This window comes from Streptomyces sp. NPDC001222, from assembly GCF_042896945.1.
In the GTDB taxonomy this organism is placed as follows: domain Bacteria; phylum Actinomycetota; class Actinomycetes; order Streptomycetales; family Streptomycetaceae; genus Streptomyces; species Streptomyces gibsoniae.
In genome coordinates, this window is record NZ_JBIAXT010000025.1 from 105,612 (window position 1) to 127,681 (window position 22,070).

The following is a 22,070-nucleotide window of genomic DNA, read 5'->3' on the forward strand; positions in this document are numbered from 1 at the left end:
GCACCAGACTAAAGACTGATCGGGATGCCGGGCGACGGAGCGTCCGGGAATCATTGTGTGAACTCAGTCAACAATCTATATTTCTGACGTCGTCACACCATCGGCGCACGCCCGAATCCCAACGGACCTGTCCGAAAGGACCCACCCCATGCCGGCCCAGCCTGCCCAGGCCGCTGTCCCACATCCGCTCGACGAAGTTCCCCAGACGTTCCGGGCGGGGGACTCATACGCGGTCCGGGACGCACTCGTGACCTACATCCGCCGGGACCTGCTGGGCCCCTGGGACGGCGAGACGGAGACCCTGCTGAGCGCCTCCTCCGGTCCGCGCGACCGTTACCTGGTCGGCATGCTCGGTCCCCGCCCCCAAGCCGTCACCACGGAACGGATCGCCCGGGCCGCGGCACAGAGCGCGGACGGCGAGTCGGGCGACGAGCAGGAAGGTGACGACAGCGCCCTGCAGGACCGGCTGAGCCCGCAGGCCGCCGGGCACATCTGGGCGTCGTCCATGGGGCTGTCCTTCACTGTCCCGGCCTCCGTCGGCACGCTCAGCGCCGTGGTCCGCTGGGGGCGGTACACGCAGTCGGAGGAGGGCACCGAGCGGGGGACGACCCGTAGGGTCTGGTCCCGTGAGCCCGTCGAGCACCTGGTGGACATCGATGTGACGGGCGGGAGTGACCGGGCCGTCGAACTCGACGGCGAAGCCGTCGTCCTCGACGTGCAGGTACGCCGGCACACTGGCCGGACGGATGCTGATGACCTGCGCATAGTCGAGCTGGCCCTGGTGAACCGGCAGCCGGACAGCCGGGACGCACGCGACGCCCACTGGCTCTTCCAGACCGAGATCGACGTCACCGCCTTCCCCGACGACCAGGCCGCGGTCTTCCTGCCGGTGGACGATCCACTCGACGCGGCCGGTCCCGGCAAGGTGCCCGAGGACCCCGAGGAGCGGCGGCTGCGCCTCCTCTACCGGGACAGCCTCAGCCACGCCAAGGGCCGCAACGTGGCCGTGCACGCGCACATCCGTGGTGGCGAACGCAACGCCCATCGCCTGACCACCGTCTGGCTGCCCGAGTACGACGTGAGGGCCACGACCGCCCCGGCACTCGAGGAACAGGACCTGCTCCAGGGGCTGGAGTTGGGCATGGACGAACTGGCCGCGCTCGCTGTGCCCGACCGCCGGTCCGATCTCGGCGCGGCCCTCGCTCCGCTGGCCGACGGGTACGGCGCCTGGCTGGAACAGCAGCGCCGGGCAGCCCGCTCACTCCCCGGCGACCTGCGGGAATCGGCCGAGGTCGCGATCGAGCAGGCACTCGAGGTCTGTGACCGCATCACCCTCGGCATCGACCGGCTCCTGGCCGACGAAACGGCCCTGGCGGCCTTCCGGTTCGCCAACCGGGCCATGGCCCTGCAGCGGCGCAACACCGCCGTCGCGGCCGCGCGCGCCGGCCGCGAGAACGACCCCCTCTCCTACCGTGAGGCCCAGGAGGAGGTCCATGCCAAGGGCAAGGCGGCAGCCAGCTGGCGCCCGTTCCAGCTCGCCTTCGTGCTGCTGAACATCGCCTCCCTCACCCAGCCCGGGCATCCGCACCGCGGCACCGGCCGCGCAGCCCTCGTCGATCTGCTCTTCTTCCCGACCGGCGGCGGCAAGACCGAGGCGTATCTGGGCCTGGCCGCCTACACCTTCGCGCTGAGACGCCTGCAGGGGACGATCGGCTCGGGAGCCGAGGCCCGCAGCGGCGAGGCCGGGGTGGGCGTGCTCATGCGCTACACCCTGCGATTGCTGACGGCCCAGCAGTTCCAGCGCGCCGCCGCACTGGTGAGCGCCTGCGAGGTGCTGCGCCGCGAGGAGTTCGCACGGGACCGGCGCTGGGGCTCCACTCCTTTCCGTATCGGACTCTGGGTGGGCACCTCCGTCTCGCCGAACTGGTTCGACGAGGCGAAGGAACAGATCGCCGAGGCCAAGGAGAGCGCCAGCGACAAGCACGCCCGCGTCCTGCAGGTCCTCACCTGCCCCTGGTGCGGCAGCGGACTGACGGCCCGCTCGAACATGGAGTACGACGAAGGCCGCCGCCGCATCCTGCTGTACTGTCCGCGCGGGGAGGGGGACGACCGCTGCCCCTTCTCCCGTCGCGAAGCGCTCGGGGAGGGGATCCCGGTCCTCACCGTCGACGAGGAGATCTACCGGCTGGCGCCCTCGCTGCTGATCGCCACGGTCGACAAGTTCGCCCAGCTCCCGTGGAACGGCTACGCGGGCCTGCTGTTCGGCAGGGTCACCGAGCTCTGCCCCCGCCACGGGTACCGGCACGACGACCTGGACGCCAAGACCGGCTGCGGCGGCCGGCACAACGCCCGTGGCGCCCTGCCCGGCGTCACCGCCCAGCCCGTCACCCGCCTGCGGCCCCCGGACCTGATCATCCAGGACGAGCTGCACCTGATATCCGGGGCACTCGGCACCACCGTGGGACTCTTCGAAGGCGCCGTCGACCAGTTGTGCACGTGGAGCTTCACCGACGCCCACGGACGACGTCAGGAGACCGGCCCCAAGATCGTCGCGTCCACCGCGACCACCAAGCGTGCCGCCGACCAGGTGCGCGGTGTCTTCGGCCGCGAGGTCGCCGTCTTCCCGCCCCAGGTGCTGGACGTCGGCGACACCTTCTTCTCCCGGCAGGTGGAACTGAGCCGGGAGAACCCGGGCCGTCGCTACCTCGGAGTGTGCGCGCACGGCACGCGACTGAAAGCCGCCGAGATCCGCGTCGCGGAGATCCTGCTCCTCGCCGGACAGCAGCTCTTCGACGACTACGGCAGCTCCGCGGACCCGTACATGACGCTCGTCGGGTACTTCAACGCGACCCGCGAACTCGCCGGTATGCGCAGGTACATGGATGACGACATCACCACCCGGGTGCGTGCCAACGGCAGCCGCAAGGGCCAGGACACGCTCTCGGACCGCATCGTGAGCAGAACGGGGATGCTCAGCATTCAGGAGCTGACCTCCCGTATCTCCTCGGCGGACATCGGAGCCGCCCTGAAGCGGCTGGAGATCGAGTTCGACCCCGAGCGTGATACATCGGTGCGACGGCGCGCCTTCATCCGCGAGTACGCGGCCGCCATGAAGGAGAAGCGAGAGCCCCGCGCCTCCATGACACCGACCGTCCGGCAGGCCGTCGACGTGGTCCTCGCCACCTCCATGCTGCAGGTCGGTGTCGACGTCTCCCGCTTCGGCCTCATGCTGGTCGTCGGCCAGCCCAAGAACACCGCCGAGTACATCCAGGCGTCCTCCCGGGTCGGCCGTGACGCCAGGCGCCCAGGTCTGGTGGTGACCCTCTACAACTGGTCGCGGCCCCGCGACCTCGCGCACTACGAGGACTTCGAGCACTACCACGCGACGTTCTACCGTCAGGTGGAGGCCCTCTCCGTCACCCCGTACACGCGCCGCGCACTCGACCGGGGCGTCGCCGCCACCTACGTCGCCGCGCTGCGGCATGCGGCCTACGACACCTCCCGCAACCTCGACGCCCACCACGTCGACCTCGACGGGCCGCTCGCGCAGGACATCGAACGGCGGCTTCTGGAACGCGCCGAACGGGTGGGCGGCGACCGGCCGCGCCAGTACCTGAGCGAACGGCTGGACCGGCTGAAGGACGAATGGCGCCGCAAGCGCGACGAGAGCAGCTCAGCGCTCGGCTACCGCAAGGAGAAGCACAAGACGACCGTCGTGAACGGACTGCTCAGACGGGCCGACGGATCCCGGTGGACCGAGCTGACCGTCGGCATGTCGATGCGTGAGACGGAGAACGAGATCAACCTGCTCCTGCCCGGCGGCGGAGCGTTCCTGGAAGAAGCCTCGGGTGGCGGACCCGACTGGACGTTCGGCACGCCCGCGACCTACTCCGACGCCGACCCCGACACGGTGACCACCGTGGACAGTGACGAGTACGGGCCCCTCACGGCCGACACGGCCAGGAAGGCACAGCGATGAACACCCATGCCGGCAACCGCAGGGTCGGTGCCGTACGGCCCAGCCACCTCATGTTCACCGCCGGTGTCGGCGCCCTCGTCGACCTGCCGAACTTCTCGGTCCTCATCCGGGGTATCGATTCCTGGAGCCATTCCGGGACCACCGACTACGACATCGACGAGCCCCGCCTCCGCGCCGCGGTCAACCGGTCCCTCCAGCGCTACGGCCGCGGACAGGTCGAGCAGTTGCGGGCCGCTCCCTGGCTCGAGGGCGCCGACACGGATCCGAAGGGCTGGGCGGCCCAGGGAGTCGGCGTGCCCGTCACGCCCTTCCCGCAGTGGCTGCGCTGCACCGCGTGCAACGTGCTGGCGGCCGTCGACTCCGGAGAATTCGCGTTCTTCAACTCCAACCCACGGACACCGCACGAGGCCAAGTTCGTCCACGACTGCAAGCGGGGCAAGCCACTCGCCGTGGCCGCCCGCTTCACCCTGGTCTGCACCGCAGGGCATCTCGACGAGTTCCCGTACACCGCGTACGTCCACCACGGCCAGGCCTGCGGCAAGACCCCACGTCCGAAGCTGCGCATGAAGGACCACGGCGGCAACCAGGCCGCCAACGTCACCATCGAGTGCGTCGCCTGCGGCGTCAAGCGCAACATCCGGGAAGCTATGGGGGAGCGGGGTCGCCGCAACCTACCTTCATGCCGCGGGCGGCACCCGCACCTGGGCACCTTCGAGTCGAACGGCTGCGCGCAGGAGCCCGTCCTGATGGTGGCGGGCGCCTCCAACCAGTGGTTCCCGCTGACTCTCAGCGCGCTGGCCCTGCCCAAGGTCCAGGGCGGAGACATCGACAAGCTCCTCGACGACCACTGGCCTGACCTCGAACTCATCGAGGACCGAATCCAGTTCGACTTCATGGCGCGCATGCCGAAGTTCGCCTTCCTGAAGGAGTTCGACGCCGACGCCGCGGTCGCGGCCATCGCAGCGCGTAAACAGGGAACGGCCGGACCGGCTCCCTCCGCGCCCGACGTTCAGGCCGACCTCTTCGGGCCAGAATGGGACGCGCTCTCCGGACCCCTCCCTGCTCCCAGTGACGACTTCGCGCTGCGGCAGGTCCCGGTGCCGGCCCGTCTGAGCGAGTTGTTCGCCGACCTCAGGCAGGTCGAGCGGCTGCGCGAGGCACGGGCGCTGATCGGTTTCACCCGGCTCGACGCGCCTGACCCGGAATCCCCGGAGATTGCCACGCGAGTCGAACTGTCCCGCGGAGTCCGCAACTGGGTGCCGGCGAGTGAGGTCCGCGGCGAGGGTATCTTCCTGCGCGTACGGGACGGTCTGATGGCGGAGTGGGCCGTCCGTATGGAGAAGTCCGCGCAGATGGAGGCACACAGAGAGGCCTACGCCCGATTCCGGGCCAACCGGAAGTCGGACCGCAAGACGAGTGACTTCGACCCCTACTACGGCTGGCCCGGAGCACGGTACATCGCCCTGCACACCCTCTCCCACCTGCTGATCCGCACCATCGCCCTGGAATGCGGGTACAACTCCGCCTCGCTCGCCGAGCGTATATACGCGGGAGACGAGCAGAATCCGAGGACGGGCATCCTCATATACACCGCGGTCCCCGACTCCGAGGGCACCTTGGGTGGTTTGGTCTCCCTCGCCGAGGAGCGCGAGTTCGACCGGATCGTGCGCCGGGCCCTGACCGACGCCGGTCACTGCTCGGCCGATCCGCTTTGCGCCGAGCGCCTTCCGCACGATCCGGCCGACTTCCTCCACGGAGCCGCGTGCCACGTCTGCCTCTTCGTCTCGGAGACGACGTGCGAACGCGGCAACCGGTTCCTGGACCGTCGTTTCCTCGTCCCGTTGGCCGGGGACAAGGAACCGGTGCTGACGCCGGTCGGTCTGCTGCCGTGAGCCGACCTGGGTTCGAGGCCGCTGCCGAGGCCGCCGTGGCGGCCCTCGGGCTCTCCCGCACCAAGGATCTGGTCGGGCTGCTCGCTCAGGCACGCTCCCGGGAACGGATCCTGACTGCACTGGCCACGCTGGCGGCCGGCGAGGCCGTGGCGCGACTGTGCGACGCCATCGAGTCGGAGTCGGTGCCGCCGGCCGAGGCGGCTGCCTATCTGCGCGGCTACGTCGCCGCCCGGCAGAAGGCCCGGGACACCGTCCGGGTCCGCACGGTGTGGAGTGGTCCCTCCACACCTGCCGTACCCGTCCGTGCCACCGCCCAGGTGCTCATCGAGGTCATCAACGCGGCCGAGCACGAACTGCTGGCCATGACGTACGCGGCTCGTCCCTACCCCGCCCTGATACGTGCCCTGACAGAGGCCGTGGACAGAGGCGTGCAGACGCACGTCGTGGTCGAGACCCTGGCCGGCGCCGGCGGACTTCTCTCGGGGAAGGAGCCTGCCGACGCGTTCGCGTCGGCGCCCGGGGTGAAGCTATGGACCTGGGCCCGGAACCCGGCCCAGCAGACCCGCTCCCGTCAGCACGCCAAGCTCGCCGTCGCCGATCGTCACACCCTCTTCCTAGGCAGCGCCAACCTGACCGAGTCCGCCGCAAGGCGCAACATCGAAGCCGGTGTGCTGGTCACCGGCGGGGAAGCACCCCGACGTGCAGCCGAACACATTGCGGAGTTGCAACGCCTGGGCGTACTGGAGCCTCTTCAGCACTGAACGGCCGAGAACCTCTGGCTCAGTTCTTTGGGCACTCAGAAGAAGCCAAGTTTCTTCGACGAGTACGAGACGAGGAGGTTCTTCCTCTGCTGGCGATACATCTGCCCGCCCTGGTGACACGCCGTTGGCCGTGGCGATGAAGCATCACACCTCGTCAAAGGTGGACCCTCCCTTGCGCCACCAAGACCGTATCGTCAGCCGTCAACTCGCCCCTCGGACACAACCACAACCACAACCACTGACGATACGCGGATGAAGGGCCTCGACCCTTAAAGGTCGAGGCCCTTCATCCGCGTATCCGTACTGATGGTGATGCCGAGGGTCGACCTTCAGTCCGTGGCGGTGATCCACTGCGCGATCGGGCGTGCGTTCAGCCCGGGATCCGGATGTGTTGCGTGGCATGCTCGATGACCCCGAAGTCGAACAGGGGTGCGCCGGTGAGGGGACGGGTCCGACCGGCGTTGCGCTCGGTCTGGAGCTGAGGCTCGCCCCGGTCGAGTGGGCCCGCCCGTGCGAAGTGGTCGTGAAGGCCACTGGGGCGCGGAGTTTCCTTACGGCCACGAGTCGGTAGCCCCTGCGCCCTTGCAGGGCTATACGGACTCTGAACTGGGCTTTTCCGCCACGTAGGTGCCGCGCTGGGGCACCGTGAAGACCTCACCGGACTCCACCAGGACAGCGATAGCCCGCCGTACCGTGCTGCGCGCAAGCCCGTATTGCTGCACTAGCTGAGTCTCAGACGCGATCGCGCGTCCCGGTGCCCAATCTCCTCGCCGGATACGCGCACGCAGAATCTCGGCGAGTTGCCGGTACGGCGTGAGCGGGGCGCCGTGATCAATCTCCGCATTCGGATCAATGGCCATAGCTCGAAGCTAGGCGTGCCCTTTCGTGGCGACAGTTTGAGATACGTCTAGAGACGTATCGATACAAGTCGCTATCATGTACACAGGAGCCCCCCGCGGTGCGGCGAACACCCCCCGGGGGCTTGGCTGATCGCTGAAAAGGAGCGAACGACGATGCGAAGCCTACTGGCGCTGGTTCTCGGCTTTCTGCGGGCCGCCCTCGGAAAGAGCCGGGCGGAAGCCGTGCCGTCGACGCCGATACGAACCTTTCTCGCTCCGCGCTGCCAGCGTGCGGCGGACGTCATCGAGGCGGATTTCCTGCTGGTGGTGAGGCCGTACCTGGTGGTGCACGGGCACGAAAGGCGGCGCCAGCGGGAGAGGCGTCGCGCGACGGTACCGGCCGTCGTGGGGCAGGACTACGTTTCGGCGGCGACCGAATGACCCGCCTTCGACGCCTCCCGTTCAACGGGCCGGAAGGCAAGCCCGCGTACATCCCCGCCAACAACCCAGACGGTCCGCTCTCGCTGTTCGCAGACGCCATCGAGGCACAACAGCTAGAGGTAGGCGCAGCGGTGCTGGGGCTGGTGCGCCCTATGCTGGAGGCGACTTTGACCGCTGATGAGGTCATGTACATGCTGCGGCGTACGGCGGAATGCCTCCGCGACGCGCTAGACGTGGCGGAGTCCCGTGGCCAGCGGCTGAACCTGCCGGACCAACCGCTCTGGGGAACTGCGGCAGAGGTGTTGGGGCAGGCGCTGAAGCGCTCGGGCTCTGACTCGCAGTCAGCGAATGGAGGCGGCGGAGGCGCGTAGCAACTCCACCAGTCCTCAAAGACGCGAAGCCCTGTGAGCGCCTTGGGAGATTCGTAGGTGTCAACAGGGCTTCTCGGATCCGGCCTCGCATGGACGCGGGCCGACTGAACACAGCCGGAGAGAACCCTCGGGGGCCTGTTCCACACCTGGCGACGTGACTCGCCCGCTCTTGCGCAGACGGCCCGGGCCAGCGGCAGAAGCCAGCCACGCACCCTTGGCATCCCAGACTGTGCAGTCGGAGATCCGAAGCCACGCATTTGGCTGCGCAATCGCTCACACCAGCCGACTGCGCAAGACCCTCGACCGGGGTGGTGGCCACCGGCTTGGCCGGAGGAGCGGTCCGCGTTAGCCACCGTGGAGGACAGGCGATGGTTGGGCCTGTGGTCGGCCCGACCATCGCCCCAACCAAGCCGCGTAAGGGACTGATCGTCACAACGGCTAGAGGGGGCGTGGCACGTGGGCGGCCATGAACCCAACCACGGCGGGACGTTGTTGTGGGGTGATGGCGGCGGACCAGTTCGCCCAGATCCCCGACGACCTCTACCCAGACTGTGCGCTCCCCCTCATCTCCCGCGCTTACGGCCCCCCGGCTCATCTCTATCGGCCGCGACGGCCGGCGCGAGGCGTCGCCGAGCCGGCCACGCTGGGGCTGAAGGCCACGGGTGCGGACAGCTCCGTTCACCAGGGAAGTGAAGGGCGCTACTTGTTCCGAGCGCGCAAGGCGGGCGGGAGGCCTGCTCGGCGCGGCCGGCTGTGCACTTCATCATGGTCATGCTTGAGAGCTGCGAGGTGATGCCACCTTCGCAGTATCTGCCGCACCCGAAAGAAAGAGGTCGCTGGCCCGGCTCGGCGGCTCGGAGGGCAGTTTTGGTAGAGGTCGCTGGGATCTGTGGCGCTAACTCATGCGTCGACTGTTGCGGAATCTGTTGCGCCATCTCCTGACCTCGGCCGCTGGTAGGCCTTCGCATACAGCAGGTCAGACGGCGAATTGGCCATGGTCGGGGCGCCGACATCCCCTCTGCTGCCGCTGCCCCTGCCCGAATGATGAATGAAGAGACAAGGCGGGGCGGGCGTGGTCGGTGCGGCGGCATCGGGGATCGGGCCGGGCTCTTTGTGCTGCGCGTCGGCCGGGCCGCCGCGCTCCGGCGCTGACGCGTGGGGTGCCGGCCGGTCCGATGATCCGCCTGTTGACGGCGTGGCAGGCTCACGGTCGTGCTGTCTCCTGCCATAGGTCAGGAGTAGGTCCAGCGCCACCTGCTCCCGCTGGGCGCGCAAGTGATGCCCGTACCACTTGCGTCTGTCGTCGATGCTCCGTGGTCGCTGTTGCGGCGAAACTCGCCGGCGGAATAGCAGTTGCCCGCGTTGGAGACGATCGAGCAGGTGCCCGAAGCATTCTGACTACCGCTACCGCTACCGCTACCGCTACCGCTACCGCTACCGCTACCGCTACCGCTACCGCTACCGCTACCGCTACCGCTACCGCTACCGCTGCCGTCGTTGCCGGAACTGGAGCTGCTGTCGGTGGCGGCCTGTGCGGTGACGGTCTCTTTTACCTGGACCGTCTTCGTCACAGTCGGCGTCGGTGCAGGCTTCGCGCTGGCTGTCGCTGTGGTCGTCGCTGTGACGGTTGCGGTCGGCCGCGCCTCACTGGCGGCATTCTTGACGCTGTTGCCGTTCTGTCCGCTGCCGCTGGCACCGATACCGAGGAAGAAGGCGAAGCCGATGGCGGGCAGCACGTACCGTTTCCGCGCCCACTTCGGGGCTGGACGGACAGGCGGAGCAGGTGGCGGCGGCATGTATGGGTTGGGCATGTGTCCCCCAGGACGAATCAGAAGCGACGACGCTAGTGCCTGGGGCGCGATAGCGGGAGAAGCGTGGAGAAGAAGTGATCATTTTGTGATGGCTAGCCTTGAAGATTCATGCCGTGATGGCTGCCGCCTGGGTGTGTGGGGCGTTGTCTGCTTGGCTGAGTGGTCTCTGCCACTCGGACGCGCAGCTGTGGGCTCTGCAGGGGCTGCGACTGCTGTCGCGCTGGGGTGCGGTCTCTTCGTCTGGGGGAGGCTGCTGCGTGTGTGCCTGGAGCTCACGACGGACAGGGATCACGGTTCAGCCGATATGGGCGACCGCCCTTCATGGCGGCCCTGCCGTGTGATCAGATCGGTCTGTGCCAGCAGGTAGCGGCTCGGGGAGGGGCCGCGGAGGAGGGGAAACCGTGATGCCGGACGTTGCCAGAGAGACGACGCAGCCGTGCCCGGAATGCGGTACGGAGATGCGTGGAGACAGCCGGTTCACCGTCTGGTGCGCTGCCTGTGACTGGAATGTGGACCCCGAGGAGCCGCGGCCGGAGGGGGGACGGCTGGAACGAGCCGAGCGCGCTCTGGCTCGACGACATGGCGAGCAGTTGCTCGGCGAGATGCTGAGCGGGCGGGGAGTGCGCCTGCGGCGCGACGCCTCGGCGGTGACGGCCGCCGCGCTCGCCCTGACCGTGCACGGTGTCACCCTGGCGCTTGCCGTCGGCGGTGTGTGGTGGCGGGCTGGGATGGCGCCGGTATGGTGGCGGGTCTGGTGCTCCTGGTGCTGGCCTGGGCGTTCGCCCCGAGGGTTCGCCGCCTGCCCGACGACCGGCCCGTGCTGTTCCGTGCGGACGCGCCTGAGCTCTTCGCCCTGTTAGACGAGGTGGCGCGGGCGGTCGGAACCCGGAGCGTGCACGCGATCGCAGTGGACGAGAGGATCAACGCTGCCGTCATGACGTACGGTGTGCGCGGCCGGCGGCTACTGGTGCTGGGCATGCCGCTCTGGGAGGTCCTCACGCCCGGGGAGCGGATCGCGCTGCTCGGCCACGAGCTGGCCCACTACGCCAACGGCGACACGCGCAACGGCCTGGTGGTGGGCACGGCCGTGCGGACCCTGGCCCTCTGGCACCACACCCTCCGGCCGCTTCCGCACCCGTCCGCGATCGAGATGGCTGTCAACGCCCTCTACGTAGTGCCTCGCATGCTGGTCCGCGGGGTGCTGGCGCTGTTCGTCCGGCTGACGTCGCGGGCCGGGATGCGCGCCGAGTACCTGGCTGACCGGCTGGCCGCCCGCACCGCTTCCACGCAGGCGGCGGTGGGCCTCCTGGACCGGTTGCTCATCACCGGGCCGCTCGATCTCCTGCTGCGCAGCGAGGCCAACCGTGCCGCCCTTGGCGGGGCGAGGTCCGCCCGGGAGGCCACGGCCCGGGCCGACGAGCTGTGGGGGCTGCTCGCCGCGTACGCGGCGTCCGTCCCGGAGCACGAGTACGAACGGCAGCGGCGCGCCGGAGCCCGGCGCGGACACCAGGTCGACGCCACCCACCCGCCGACCCATCTGCCTCCTCGCCGCGGAGCCCGTGGCGGCGACGGTGGTGCCGCAGGCCCGACGGACCGAGCGGATCGCCACGGAACTCGCCGCGGCCCGCACCGAGGTGGCCCGGCGCCTACTGCGCGATGGCCTCGGGGGCTGAGCCCTCGCGGGGCCGCCCTTGCCTCGTCGGGGGCCTGTTGACGCGGTTGCGGTACTTCGATGCTGTACAGCGGGATCCCGGCGGGGTTCCGATGGAACGGCGGTTGCTGGTGCGGCTGCTGGACGATGAGGACGAGGCATCCGTGGCCGCCCTGGGTGCCGTACGACAGCGTCGAAGGCAACCGCGGTCATCCGGCAGGCGCCTGCCACTGCCAACGCGTGCCAGGCCCAGGTAAAACCCCCCGGACCCTCCTTCTCCCAACTTGACCCCAACACCGAGACGTTGCTGCGCGGGGGAGGACAAGCGCGGGTGGTGTGAACGGAGAGCTAGCGATCAGGCCGCTCAATAGCGCTGTGGGCGACTATTCCCCCAGGCGACCGCTGGTTTTGGATCGGGTCACTCCAAGATCGACCATTTGGAGCCCGGCCCCATGGAAGAATTCTTGCTTCCTGAGAACTCATCGCCTTCATCGACGAGGAACTGGACAACCTTCTCGACGACGCGGTCAAGGCCTTCGACGCGAAGGTGGGCAGCAGCACCGTCACCTCAGACGACCTCGCCAAGCTCCGTGACCTGGCCACCGTGGTCGAGAACATCCGCATCGAGAAGGCGGAGGGTATCAAGGCCGCCTAGTAGGCCGCCGCTGAGATCGAGGCTCTGGCCGCCGCGTGGGCGGCGACGCCCCGGAAGAGGCCACCGCCTTGGCCCGCGTTCGGCAAGCACCTGACCGTACCCGTGAGGACTGGATTGTCATCTGCCCCAACTCCACTTCGCAGGATGCAACCCGTTAACCTCGCCTTCGCATGGGGGTCACGGTGACTGGAGGCTCGGACATCAGGCCGGCAACGTGGCTTCAACCATCAAAGCCATCCAGAGCCTTGGGTCGTAGGCCGGATGCCTCCATGCCTTCCCACTTGAAGGAGGTATGGGTGGTCCAACACACCCTGAGGAGCGGATGTATCGCGGTCGCCGCGACGTTCGCCCTCGCTTCGGGGGTCCTGCCGCTGACCGCGGCGACGGCCTCGGCCGCCACCCCTACCGAGACGGTCATACCGGCCGCTCTGTTGCACAATCCGCCCGGCGACGCCGTCGTCTTCGCAGGCACCGGTGGCTTCCTGCACCAGTCAGACAGCGAGTCCACCTTCGTCTGGACGAAGTACGCGGGCGGACCGGACATCCCGGTACCTCAGGTGAAGGCCAACCTGCTGCCCGGGTTCTGGGGCGCGGGTTCCGACGTGGTGGCGACCCCGTCGGCCGACGGGTACCAGCTGCACGACATGGACTCGGGAACGACCACCACTATCACCCCCGGGGCCGGCCAGAGCTACCTGGGTGCCTTCGGTTCGCGCGTGCTGACGGTCACCAAGGCCGCGGATGGGACGGTGACGGGCTTTCATGTGCTCGGCACAGCGGACGGGCAGCAGATCGACACGCCGGTGACCGGCTGGCCCGCCGGCGCCACACCGCTGAGCACGGTGCTCGCGGGGGACGCCGACTCGGTGGTGTTGCACTATACCGAGAGCGCCAACGGCACTACCGAGAACCGGTTGGCGCTGGTGGACCTGGCGACCGGTGCGGTCACGCCGGTGATGGGGCCACTGGCCCCCTTTGCTCGCGTCGTGCTATCTGCCAAGTACGTCGCCTGGTACTCGTCAGACAGAGCCGACGGGACGGTATCGGCGGGACAGGTACACATCGTGCCCCGCTCCGCCCCCGCCGGACCGGAAAGCTCCATCCAGGTCCCGGCGGCGCCGCTGGGCAGCGGGTACACCAGCACCGTGCGCTACCTGGGCATCGCAGGTGATTCCCTGTTGATCGCCGACCTGGTGTCGCACGGCGGTCCGCTCACCGCGGACGACACACTCGGTTACCCGCTCTACACGATGCCGTTGTCCGGCTCGACCACGGTGACCCCGGTGCTGGACCACGTCAACTTCAACACCCTCAGGCAGGAGCCGAACGGGGTCGTCGCCGTCGGCGGCTCGGCCGCCACCGACTGGGCGGCCCGCCTGTTCACCGCCGGGCCGGGCGGCACCCCCACGGGGACGGCCGTGGACTCCGACCCCGCCGTGCCCGCCCCTCTCGACGGTCTGGCTTTCGGCGGCGGGACGCTGTTCACCGTCCAGCGCGGGGAGGACGGTGGGGATTACGTCTACGACCGGAAGGTCCAGCCGGGATCCCCGCCCTCCTACGGCCCCGAGCAGGGCTTCGGCGATTCCCTCGCCCCGACCGACTGCGACACCACGGCCACCTGCGACCCGCCCATCGCCAACGGCGACGGGAGCATCTCCCAGCTGCGCCCGGGCGACAGCGTCCAGGGCGACGCCGTCGTCGTGAAGATTCCCGATCTCAACCCGGTTGCGGTCACGCCGGGTGCCACCGGCGGCACTCTCGTGGACGCGGAGGGCCGCTACGTGGTCTACAACGGCGGCTCCACGAACAAGCAGTACATCGGTGATGCGGACGCGGGTGGCAGCAGCCACGTGCTCTTCAGCCGCCCGATCTCCGCCGCCGCGCTGTCGGGCTCCACGGTGTGGGTCCCCGGCGCCACCGCGGGGGCCCTGACCCAGATCGACCTCATAACCCGGCGCACCGTTCAGACCGTGGCGACCGGCGCACCGTGCGTGCCCAGCGAGTTGCAGGCGGCCGCCCAGCACTGGATCTACTGGTCCTGCGAGAGCTCGGGCCCGGCAGGCGTGTGGGACCTGGCCACCGGCAAGGACGTTCCCGTGCCCGCCGGCATGACCCAGCTGGGCGACGGGTTCGTCGTCGAGCACGACACGGCGGCGGGCAAGCTGGCGCTCACCGACGTGCACACCGACGCCGCCACCACCAGCGACCTGGCCGACCTGCCCGGCGGACCGGTCGCCGACGACCGCAGGGTCACCTGGGCCGTCGACAAGTACCAGGGCGGCATCGCCTACGTGGACAGCGGGAAGAACATCCACCTCGTCGACCCGCACATCCCCGCCTCGTCCCCCGCCCCCGCCGCAGGCGCCTTCATGTACCCCGGACAGCGCCTGTCCCCGGGCCACAGCCTGAGCAGCTCCACGATGACGCTGACCATGCAGACGGACGGCAACCTCGTGGCGTACCTGAAGACCGGCAAGGGCGCCGGCCAGGCGATCTGGTCCAGCCGGACCAGCGGCAACCCGGGTGCGTACGCGGTGATGCAGACGGACGGCACGCTCATCGTCTACAAGAAAAGCGGGGGACCCGGAAAGGGCGGCGCCCTGTGGTCAGGCCCGTCGGACGGCGCGCCGGGCGCCTACGCCACCGTGCAGGACGACGGCAACATCGTCGTCTACGAGCAGGCAAGCGTCACACCGCTATGGGCGAGCGGCACCTACGCCCGGCACCAGACCATCGCCTCCGGCACCACCCTCAAGCCGGGCTGGTGGACGCAGGGCACCTTCACCCGTCTGGTCATACAGACGGACGGCAACCTGGTGATGTACCGCCGACGTGACGGCGCCACCATCTGGTCGAGCCAGACCTACGGCCACCCGGGTGCGTACGCGGTGATGCAGACGGACGGCAACTTCGTCGTCTACAAGAGCACCGGCGGACCCGGCAAGGGCGGCGCCCTGTGGTCCACCGGCACGTACCGCAACTCCGGCGCCTACGCGGTGATGCAGAACGACGGAAACCTGGTCGTCTACAAGAGGACCGGCGGCACCGGCAAGGGGGGCGCCCTCTGGGCCAGCGGCACCACAAAGACAGCACGGTGACCACGTCCTGACCCACGCTGCTTTCAAGCACGGGGCCGCGCGAAACCCCGGCCCCGTCCGCGTCCTCCAGCGCACGGGTGGAAGATCCGTGCCTGCCGGACGGGGATATCCGGGTCAGGGTCAGCCACGGATTTCTGGGCCATCGCTGCGGCCTGCAGCGGCGGTTCCTGCCTGCGCTGGGCACGAGGCGTCCGCTCGGAAGGCCAGCCAGCAGGAGGGAACGGACTGGGCCGGGCACCCTTGGGGGTATCCGACCCAGTCCGTGGTTGGTGGGTTGTGGGTACTGGTCGGTGTAGCGGCGGCCAGGGGCGTCGAAGCCGCCGTCGCGTTGCCGTCGGCGATGCGGGTGAACACGGCGGGGTGTGCGCGGCGTAGTTGTAGTGGGCCGCGTCCTCGCCTTGCCCTGTGTGCCGGGTCAAAGGCCGGGTCCATAAGAACAGGCGCTCGGCTGGGGCATCCCAGCCAAGCGCGGGACCGTCCTGAACTTCGCGTAAGTCCTGACGTGGCCCGTCTGGCATGAGGTGTCACCCCTGCCGGGAAGGATCACCCATGGCGATCGAGGACGGTAGCCCGCGTGAGAGCGTCGCGGACAACGTGAGCAGGCCCCGCCGCTCCTGGCGGAGTGGCGGGGCCGGGTTGGCGGTTGGGATCAGTGCAGCGCGCTGACCTCGGTCGCCGACAGCGTCCGCGGGTAGACGTGGACGTCGGCCACGGAGCCGGGGAAGGCCATGTACGGGGTGGTGGCCGAGGCGCTGTTGATGCAGCCGCCGATGGTCAAGGGCATGGAGGAGTCGTACTGGGGGCTGAGGTTGGTGGCGGTTCCCATGAGGGTGCCGTTTTGGTAGAGGGCCATTGAGCCAGTGTTGGGCTTTCCGGCGACGGGCGCCCGGTAGGCCGCGACGAGGTGAGTCCAGGTGCCGACCGGTGCGGTGTTGGCATCTCCCTCCGCGGTGGGGAAGTCGGAGTTCTCGTCGTTGGTGGTGGTGGTCTGGAACATCCAGGCGCTACTGGCCTTGTCGTACGAGAGATAGAACGCCTGGTGCTGTGTGGTGCCTTGGCACAGCGCGGTGGTGCCGAGTGCTGAGTTGATCTTCACCCAGGCTGAGACCGTGTAGTCGCCGAGTGTGTTTACGGCGCTCTGCTTGCTCTTGAGGAGCCCGGTGCTCCCGTCGAAGGCGACGCTGCCGGACGCGCCGCTCGGTGCGTCGGTGCCGTAGGTGGCGCTGCCGGATGTGGTGAGTGGGTTGAGGGTGGCGGTGTCGGTGCCGTTGGCGGCGAGTTTCCACTCGTCCTCGGGCATGCCCTTGTCCCAGCCCGTCGGCACGATCACGCTGTTGGCGCTGGCCTGGCTCGCCTGCATGGCGTACGGGTAGACGTGGACGTCTGCGACGGAGCCGGGGAAGGCGGCGTATGGCGTGGTTGCGTCGGTGCTGCTGATGCAGCCGCCGACGGTCAGTGGCATGGAGGAGTCGTACTGCGGGGTGATGTTGGTGGCAGTTCCCATGAGGGTGCCGTTTTGGTAGAGGGTCATCGCTCCTGTGCTGGAGTCTCCGTCGACGGGGGCTGTGTAGGTGACCAGGAGGTGTGCCCAGGTGCCGATGGCGCCGGTGTTGTTGTCTCCCTCCGCTGTGGGGAAGTCGGAGCTTGCATCGTTGGTGGTGGTGGTCTGGAACATCCAGCCCTTGTTGCCGCTGTCGTAGCCGAGGTAGAGCGCCTGGTGCTGGCTGGTGCCTTGGCAGATTGCGGTGGCGGATACAGCCGAGTTGATTTTCACCCAGGCGGAGATGGTGTAGTCGCCGAGGGTGTTGACGGCGGTGTGGTCGCTCTCAAGGAATCCGGTGCTGCCGTCGAAGGACGCTGCGCCGGCGCCGGCGTTGACCGCGCCAGGGCCGTCGGAGCTGAACGTTGCGCTGCCGACCGTGGTGAACGGGTTGTCCCCGTTGCTGTCGGTGCCGTCGGTGGCCACTTCCCAGTCGTCCGCGGGAGTGTCGCTGCCCGTGGCGAGCGGGACGATCAGGTTCGGCGCGATGCTTACCGTGTTGGGTGCGGTGTCCTTGAGGTACTCGCCGGCGAGGGCGGCGTAGTAGGTGTCGGACGGGTTGCCATTGGTGAGGTCGGCCGCGTCCACAGTGGTGCCGTCCGTGGAGACCGCAGCGGCGAAGTCGATGACTTGACCTTGGAAGTTGTTGCGCAGGTAGTCGTTGACTTCCTTGCGCGCTGCTTCCTGCGTCGGTGTGCCCGAGTGGGCTGCGGTGAAGGGTGGGATGGTGGCGAAGTAGATGGCGAGGGGGGAATTCTGGCCAACTGAGATCTGGCTGTCGTCGGTGAAGTACGAGTTCAGTTGGCTGTTGAGCGAGGCCAGTCCGTTCTCCACATTGGTGGCGCACGTGTCGGCGTCGCTGGTGCTGGGGCAGTTGAGCAGATCCGCGGTGCCGGTGGAGATGAGGACGGTGCGCAGGTTGCCCTGGGCCAGCACGTCGCGGTCCAGGGGGTTGAGCGCGTTGGTCGGAGTGGTGCTGTTGGTGATCTGCGGCAGCAGGTTGTTGCTCAGGCTGCTGCTGTTGGTGCCCGCGTTGAGGACGCCGTAGTCCACGGAGTTGTCCCCGTTCGGGTCCCCGACCAGGGCATTGGCGATGGCGTCGCTGAGGTGGTGCTGGCCGTCGGCGGGCGCGGTGTCGCCGTTGACGCTCTGGTCGCCGTAGAGGACCAACGAGCCGGTGGGGGCGGTGGCGGGAGTAGTGACGTCGATGCCGGAGAGATACGGCAGACCGGTGTAGGTGGTCTGCGTGTAGTTGGTGGCGGGGGTGTCTGCGGTGCTGTTGGCGGCGTTGCTGATCCAGACGGGGGTCTGTGCCACGGCATGGCCGGGCATGGCGGACATGGAGCCGTGTACCTGAAGGCTGACCAGGACGGTCGCCTGCTGTCCGACAGGCAGGGTCACCGGGTCGCTGGTGACATCGCCGCCCGCGGGAATCGTGACGGAGGCGGAGCCGCCGAAGGTCAGCGGCTCCGGTGCCGCGGCCGCGGTGGCGCCGCCCGCGGTGGGGTCTTGCACTGCGACGGAGGCTGCGTCGAAGGTCACTGGTGTGGCGCCCATGGCGTTGGACAGGTGAATACGGACACCGTTGCTGTCGTCGGTGCCGATGCTGACGTGGGCGGGGATACGCAGTGTCTGCCCGTTGACGGTGGCGGGGCTGCCGCTGGACAGCTGCACTTTGGCGGTGTCCTGGACCGACGCCCAGGTGCCGACCCAGTGCCCGGCGCTCGATCCGCTGCCGGTGACGGTCGTCGGCCGCATGCCCAGTCCGAGGATGTGCAGGGTGGGCTGGCCGGCCTGGACGCCGTTGGTGAACAGCGGCAGCGAGATGCTGCTGATGACGGAGCCGGGGCATTGCAGCGGGATGCTGATCGCGTAGATCTTCGGGCCCGAGGCCGGGCTGGTCTGGGTGTTGTTGCTGTGGTTCTCGTGGACCAGGGTGATCGACGCTGCGGAGGCCGGACCGGTGATCCAGTCGGGCACGGTGTCCAGGATGTATTTCTGGTCAACTGGGTTGTTCTGGTCGACACAGTTGTTCTTGGCGTAGGTGATGGTGCCGGTGGCGCCCTTGGCGGCGGCGCCGGTCGCGAAGGCGAGGAAGACGACGGCGTTGCCGGCATTCACCACGCCGCTGTCCGGCACGGTGATGGTCTGGCCGGAGGCCAGCATGTTGTCGTAGGTGCCGGTGCCGAACTTCGGCAACGGGATGGTGGCGCCGTCGACAGTCACTGTCTTGTTGCTCTGCCAGCCCGACGTGCTGGTCAAGTCGGCGGAGTTGATGCTGTTGCCGGAGCCGTCGGCGTCGGCTGTGCTGGTCGTGGTGGTGAAGGTGCTGGTGGCGGTGTTGTTCAGGCAGCTGCTGGTGGCGTTGATTGCGCAGGTCAGTGCAGGGCCGAGGCGCAGCACGTCAATGCCAGCCTGGTAGCCGGTCGAGCTGGGGTTCTTGCCGCTCAGGGTGAGGGTGAGGGTGTGTACGCCCTGCTTGAGCGTGAGCAGCTGGCCATTGGCGTCCTTGGGGATGCCCAGGTTGACGTACTGGGTGGTGACATAGGAGTTGTAGGCGTCGAAGCCGCTGATCAGGGTGGACTGGGTGCTCTGGCCCGCGTCCAGGGTCAGGCGGTAGATGCCGTAGTCCTTGGCCTTGGTCAGGTTGGCTCCGAAGCTCCAGGGACCGTCTTTGGGGACGTCGAAGCTGAAGGTGGCGCTGTCACCGCTCACGGCCTTCGAGGTGGTGCTCTTGTTGGCGAGCATGGCCTGGTAGCCGTCGGTGAAGCCGTAGCCGTTGCCTGCGGCCTGGCTGATCAGCTGGCCACCGTTGCTTGTGGTCGTTGCTTTGGGCACGGTTGTGGTGGTGCCGTCGGCGTTGGTCGCGGTCCAGCCGCTGATCATCCTGTCGCCGTAGGCGTAGGTGGGGGTGCTGGTACCGGCGTAGAAGGAGTAGGCCGTCTGGGAGATGGATGTCGAGCCTGCCTGGTCGACAGCCTTGACGTACAGGGTGTGGGGCCCGGCCACACCGGGAGCGAAGGCGGGGGAGGCGCTGCCGTTGATGACCGAGGTGCCAGTCCCGGCACCGTTGTCGGAGGTGGCGTAGTAGATGTTCCCTTTCGTGATCTTCGTGCTCGTCGTCAAGTGGGTGACGCCACTGCTGGTGTAGACCGTGTTGCCGAGTGTGGCGTCCAGCGAGAACAGGTAGCCGGTGATGTTGTTGGTGTGGTTGTTGCTCAGGACGAAGGTGCCCTGGTCGCCGAAGGCCGCGCCGATCTGTTTGGCCGGGAACTGGCTGGAGGTCACCGTGGGTGCGGGAGGGGCCTTCGTGTCGATCGTGAAGGTCTGGGTCTTGGTCCAGATGCCGGAGCCACTGCCGGCCCAGTAGCCCGCCGCGTTCTGTGCGGTGGCCTTCCAGGTGTAGGTGCCGTCCGGCAGGCTCGGCGTCGTCCAGTCGCTGCCGTTGGTGTTGTAGCGTGCACGCTTCTTGGAGTCCGTGTTTGGGCCGAAGCCTTGTCCCATTAGCGTGCCTGAGGAGTTGAAGACGTTGTAGTCGATGCGCACCAGTTCGCTGCCGCCGGCCAGGTCGGGGTCGACTGCGCGGGCGGACAGCGTCGGGGTGTGGGTGGTGGTCATCGTCTTGCCCATGCTCACGATGGACGGCTTGATGGCGGGCGTGCCGGTGCCGTTCTTCAGCTTGGGCCGGTAGCTGTAGGTGACCGACAGGGTGGCGCCGCCTCCGTAGGCGAGTTGCTTCCACTGGGAGGCGTCGTTCATGTTGGGGGACTGGACCATCAGCGTCATGCTGCTCCAGCCGCCGTCCGCCGCGCTCTTCGCGCGGGAGGTCACGTCGAAGTCCAGCGACGGCGGGCTGACCCAGGAGTTGGCACCGTCGGTGACCGGGCAGGTGCCGGCCTCGTGGCTTACCGGGTTGGTGCCGAGCGCGCCGGTGCGCACGGTGGGCTCGTGGCCCCAGTACAGGGAGGACGAGTTCCATCCGGCGGGGCGGTCGGTGCCGTAGACGGCGGCGGGGGTGTCGGAGCAGGAGGCGGCGGAGAGCTGCTTCACGTAGAGCGAGGCGTGGCTGACCTCGGCGCCTTTGATACCGCTGGTGTTGATCTGGTAGTAGGAGCGGGCGCGTTCACCGTTGCCGGGGTAGGTGTTGTCCCATCCCTCCCGCGCGTTGGTGGAACCGGTGGTGGAGGTCGAGTTGTAGACGTTCCACCCGTTGTCGGAGATCCGGGCCCAGTCCAGCTGTGAGGGCCTGCCGCTCCACTCCGGGTCCACGTACACTGGGTACGTGGTGGTCTTGGCTGCGAGCAGGGCTCTGTCCAGGCCGAGGAGCTGCTTGCCGTCTTTGAGGGTTACTTGGACCTTGGCGCGGTGCTCGCCGGTCTTGGCCGCCTCGGTGTGCTCGGCCCGCGCGGCCGAGACGGTCGCCGTCCGGGTGGGGCGAGGGGTACCGGTCTTCTGGCCGGTACTGTCCCACATCAGTGCGGTGTCGCTGTGGAACACCGTCCTGCCGGTACGGGTGTCTGTGGCCTGCGCGCCGCCGTCCGAGGTGGCCGCCAGCTTGAGGCCGGTCGAGGCGGTGCTGAACGCAAGTCTTCGCAACCGCGGATCGGCGGCGGCTTTGGGCGTCTTGACCACCAGGATCGAGGAGTAACCGGAGGAGTCCGCGGTCAGCTGGAGATCGACTCCGGGCATTACCTCCGGGTAGGTGGCGGTGTCTTTGGAGATCACCGGTTCGGAGGGTGCCCGGCCAGGACAAGCTCAGTTTGTCCGCCCCGCTGCGCATGGTCACCAGGGCCCCGGAACCGCCCCCGGAGAAGGCCACGCTCGTGACGGCGGCGTTGGGGGCCCAGGTTCCGTTCGCTTGCCGCACCAGTGTGGTGTTGACCGGGACCCATTTCCCTTGCTGCTGCACACGCTGCGGCATCGAGGAGTCGGTCCGAGTGAAGGTGCCGTCCGGGTTGGCCACGACCGTCGTCCCGGTGTCGGTGAGCTGGTCGATGGTCACCGGCTTGCCGGTCGCCTTCGCCTGCGCGGA

At 68.4% G+C, this 22,070-nt stretch carries 9 protein-coding genes; 6 read left to right on the top strand and 3 right to left on the bottom strand.

Annotation, left to right across the window (positions count from 1 at the left end; all coding sequences use genetic code 11):
- The first annotated feature begins 148 nt into the window (after positions 1–148).
- Genes drmA through drmC form a run of 3 tightly spaced genes read left to right on the top strand, consistent with a single transcriptional unit; the run spans position 149 to position 6,632 of the window.
- Complete coding sequence (drmA, locus tag ACFY2Z_RS28800; RefSeq protein WP_390747004.1) at positions 149–3,979, top strand: DISARM system helicase DrmA; 3,831 nt, start codon at positions 149–151, stop codon at positions 3,977–3,979.
- A complete protein-coding gene (gene drmB, locus ACFY2Z_RS28805) occupies positions 3,976–5,871 on the top strand; it encodes a DrmB family protein (protein WP_390747005.1) in 1,896 nt (631 codons plus the stop codon). Before drmA ends, drmB begins: the two co-directional genes overlap by 4 nt.
- Positions 5,868–6,632, top strand: coding sequence for a DISARM system phospholipase D-like protein DrmC (drmC, locus tag ACFY2Z_RS28810; protein WP_390747006.1), 765 nt, complete (start codon positions 5,868–5,870; stop codon positions 6,630–6,632). The genes drmB and drmC overlap by 4 nt, the downstream gene beginning before the upstream one ends.
- Before the next feature lie 590 nt (positions 6,633–7,222).
- Here the strand turns inward: drmC and ACFY2Z_RS28815 are convergent.
- Entirely contained in the window at positions 7,223–7,492 is a 270-nt protein-coding gene (locus tag ACFY2Z_RS28815; protein WP_390747007.1) for a GntR family transcriptional regulator, read from the bottom strand.
- A 153-nt stretch (positions 7,493–7,645) separates the two neighbouring features.
- Between ACFY2Z_RS28815 and ACFY2Z_RS28820 the strand changes: the two genes are divergently transcribed.
- The gene (locus tag ACFY2Z_RS28820) at positions 7,646–7,912 is read left to right on the top strand and encodes a hypothetical protein (RefSeq protein ID WP_390747008.1); all 267 of its coding nucleotides are present in this window, start codon (positions 7,646–7,648) and stop codon (positions 7,910–7,912) included.
- Between the two features lie 1,603 nt (positions 7,913–9,515).
- On the opposite strand, the gene ACFY2Z_RS28825 is transcribed toward ACFY2Z_RS28820, so the two are convergent.
- A complete protein-coding gene (locus tag ACFY2Z_RS28825) occupies positions 9,516–10,019 on the bottom strand; it encodes a hypothetical protein (protein WP_390747009.1) in 504 nt (167 codons plus the stop codon).
- An 814-nt stretch (positions 10,020–10,833) separates the two neighbouring features.
- On the opposite strand from ACFY2Z_RS28825, the gene ACFY2Z_RS28830 reads away from it, so the two are divergent.
- A complete protein-coding gene (locus ACFY2Z_RS28830; RefSeq protein ID WP_390747010.1) occupies positions 10,834–11,808 on the top strand; it encodes a M48 family metallopeptidase in 975 nt (324 codons plus the stop codon).
- An 888-nt stretch (positions 11,809–12,696) separates the two neighbouring features.
- Positions 12,697–15,498, top strand: coding sequence for a hypothetical protein (locus ACFY2Z_RS28835; protein ID WP_390747011.1), 2,802 nt, complete (start codon positions 12,697–12,699; stop codon positions 15,496–15,498).
- Positions 15,499–16,147: 649 nt separating this feature from the next.
- On the opposite strand, the gene ACFY2Z_RS28840 is transcribed toward ACFY2Z_RS28835, so the two are convergent.
- Positions 16,148–21,763 (bottom strand): LamG-like jellyroll fold domain-containing protein, encoded by a 5,616-nt coding sequence (locus ACFY2Z_RS28840; RefSeq protein WP_390747012.1) that lies wholly within the window; start codon positions 21,761–21,763, stop codon positions 16,148–16,150.
- Positions 21,764–22,070: the final 307 nt, after the last annotated feature.

Coding starts and splice junctions, on each gene's coding strand:
- drmA (WP_390747004.1), top strand. CDS start 149: ATGCCGGCCCAGCCTGCCCAGGCCGCTGTCCCACATCCGCTCGACGAA.
- ACFY2Z_RS28820 (WP_390747008.1), top strand. CDS start 7,646: ATGCGAAGCCTACTGGCGCTGGTTCTCGGCTTTCTGCGGGCCGCCCTC.
- ACFY2Z_RS28830 (WP_390747010.1), top strand. CDS start 10,834: ATGGTGGCGGGTCTGGTGCTCCTGGTGCTGGCCTGGGCGTTCGCCCCG.
- drmB (WP_390747005.1), top strand. CDS start 3,976: ATGAACACCCATGCCGGCAACCGCAGGGTCGGTGCCGTACGGCCCAGC.
- ACFY2Z_RS28815 (WP_390747007.1), bottom strand. CDS start 7,492: ATGGCCATTGATCCGAATGCGGAGATTGATCACGGCGCCCCGCTCACG.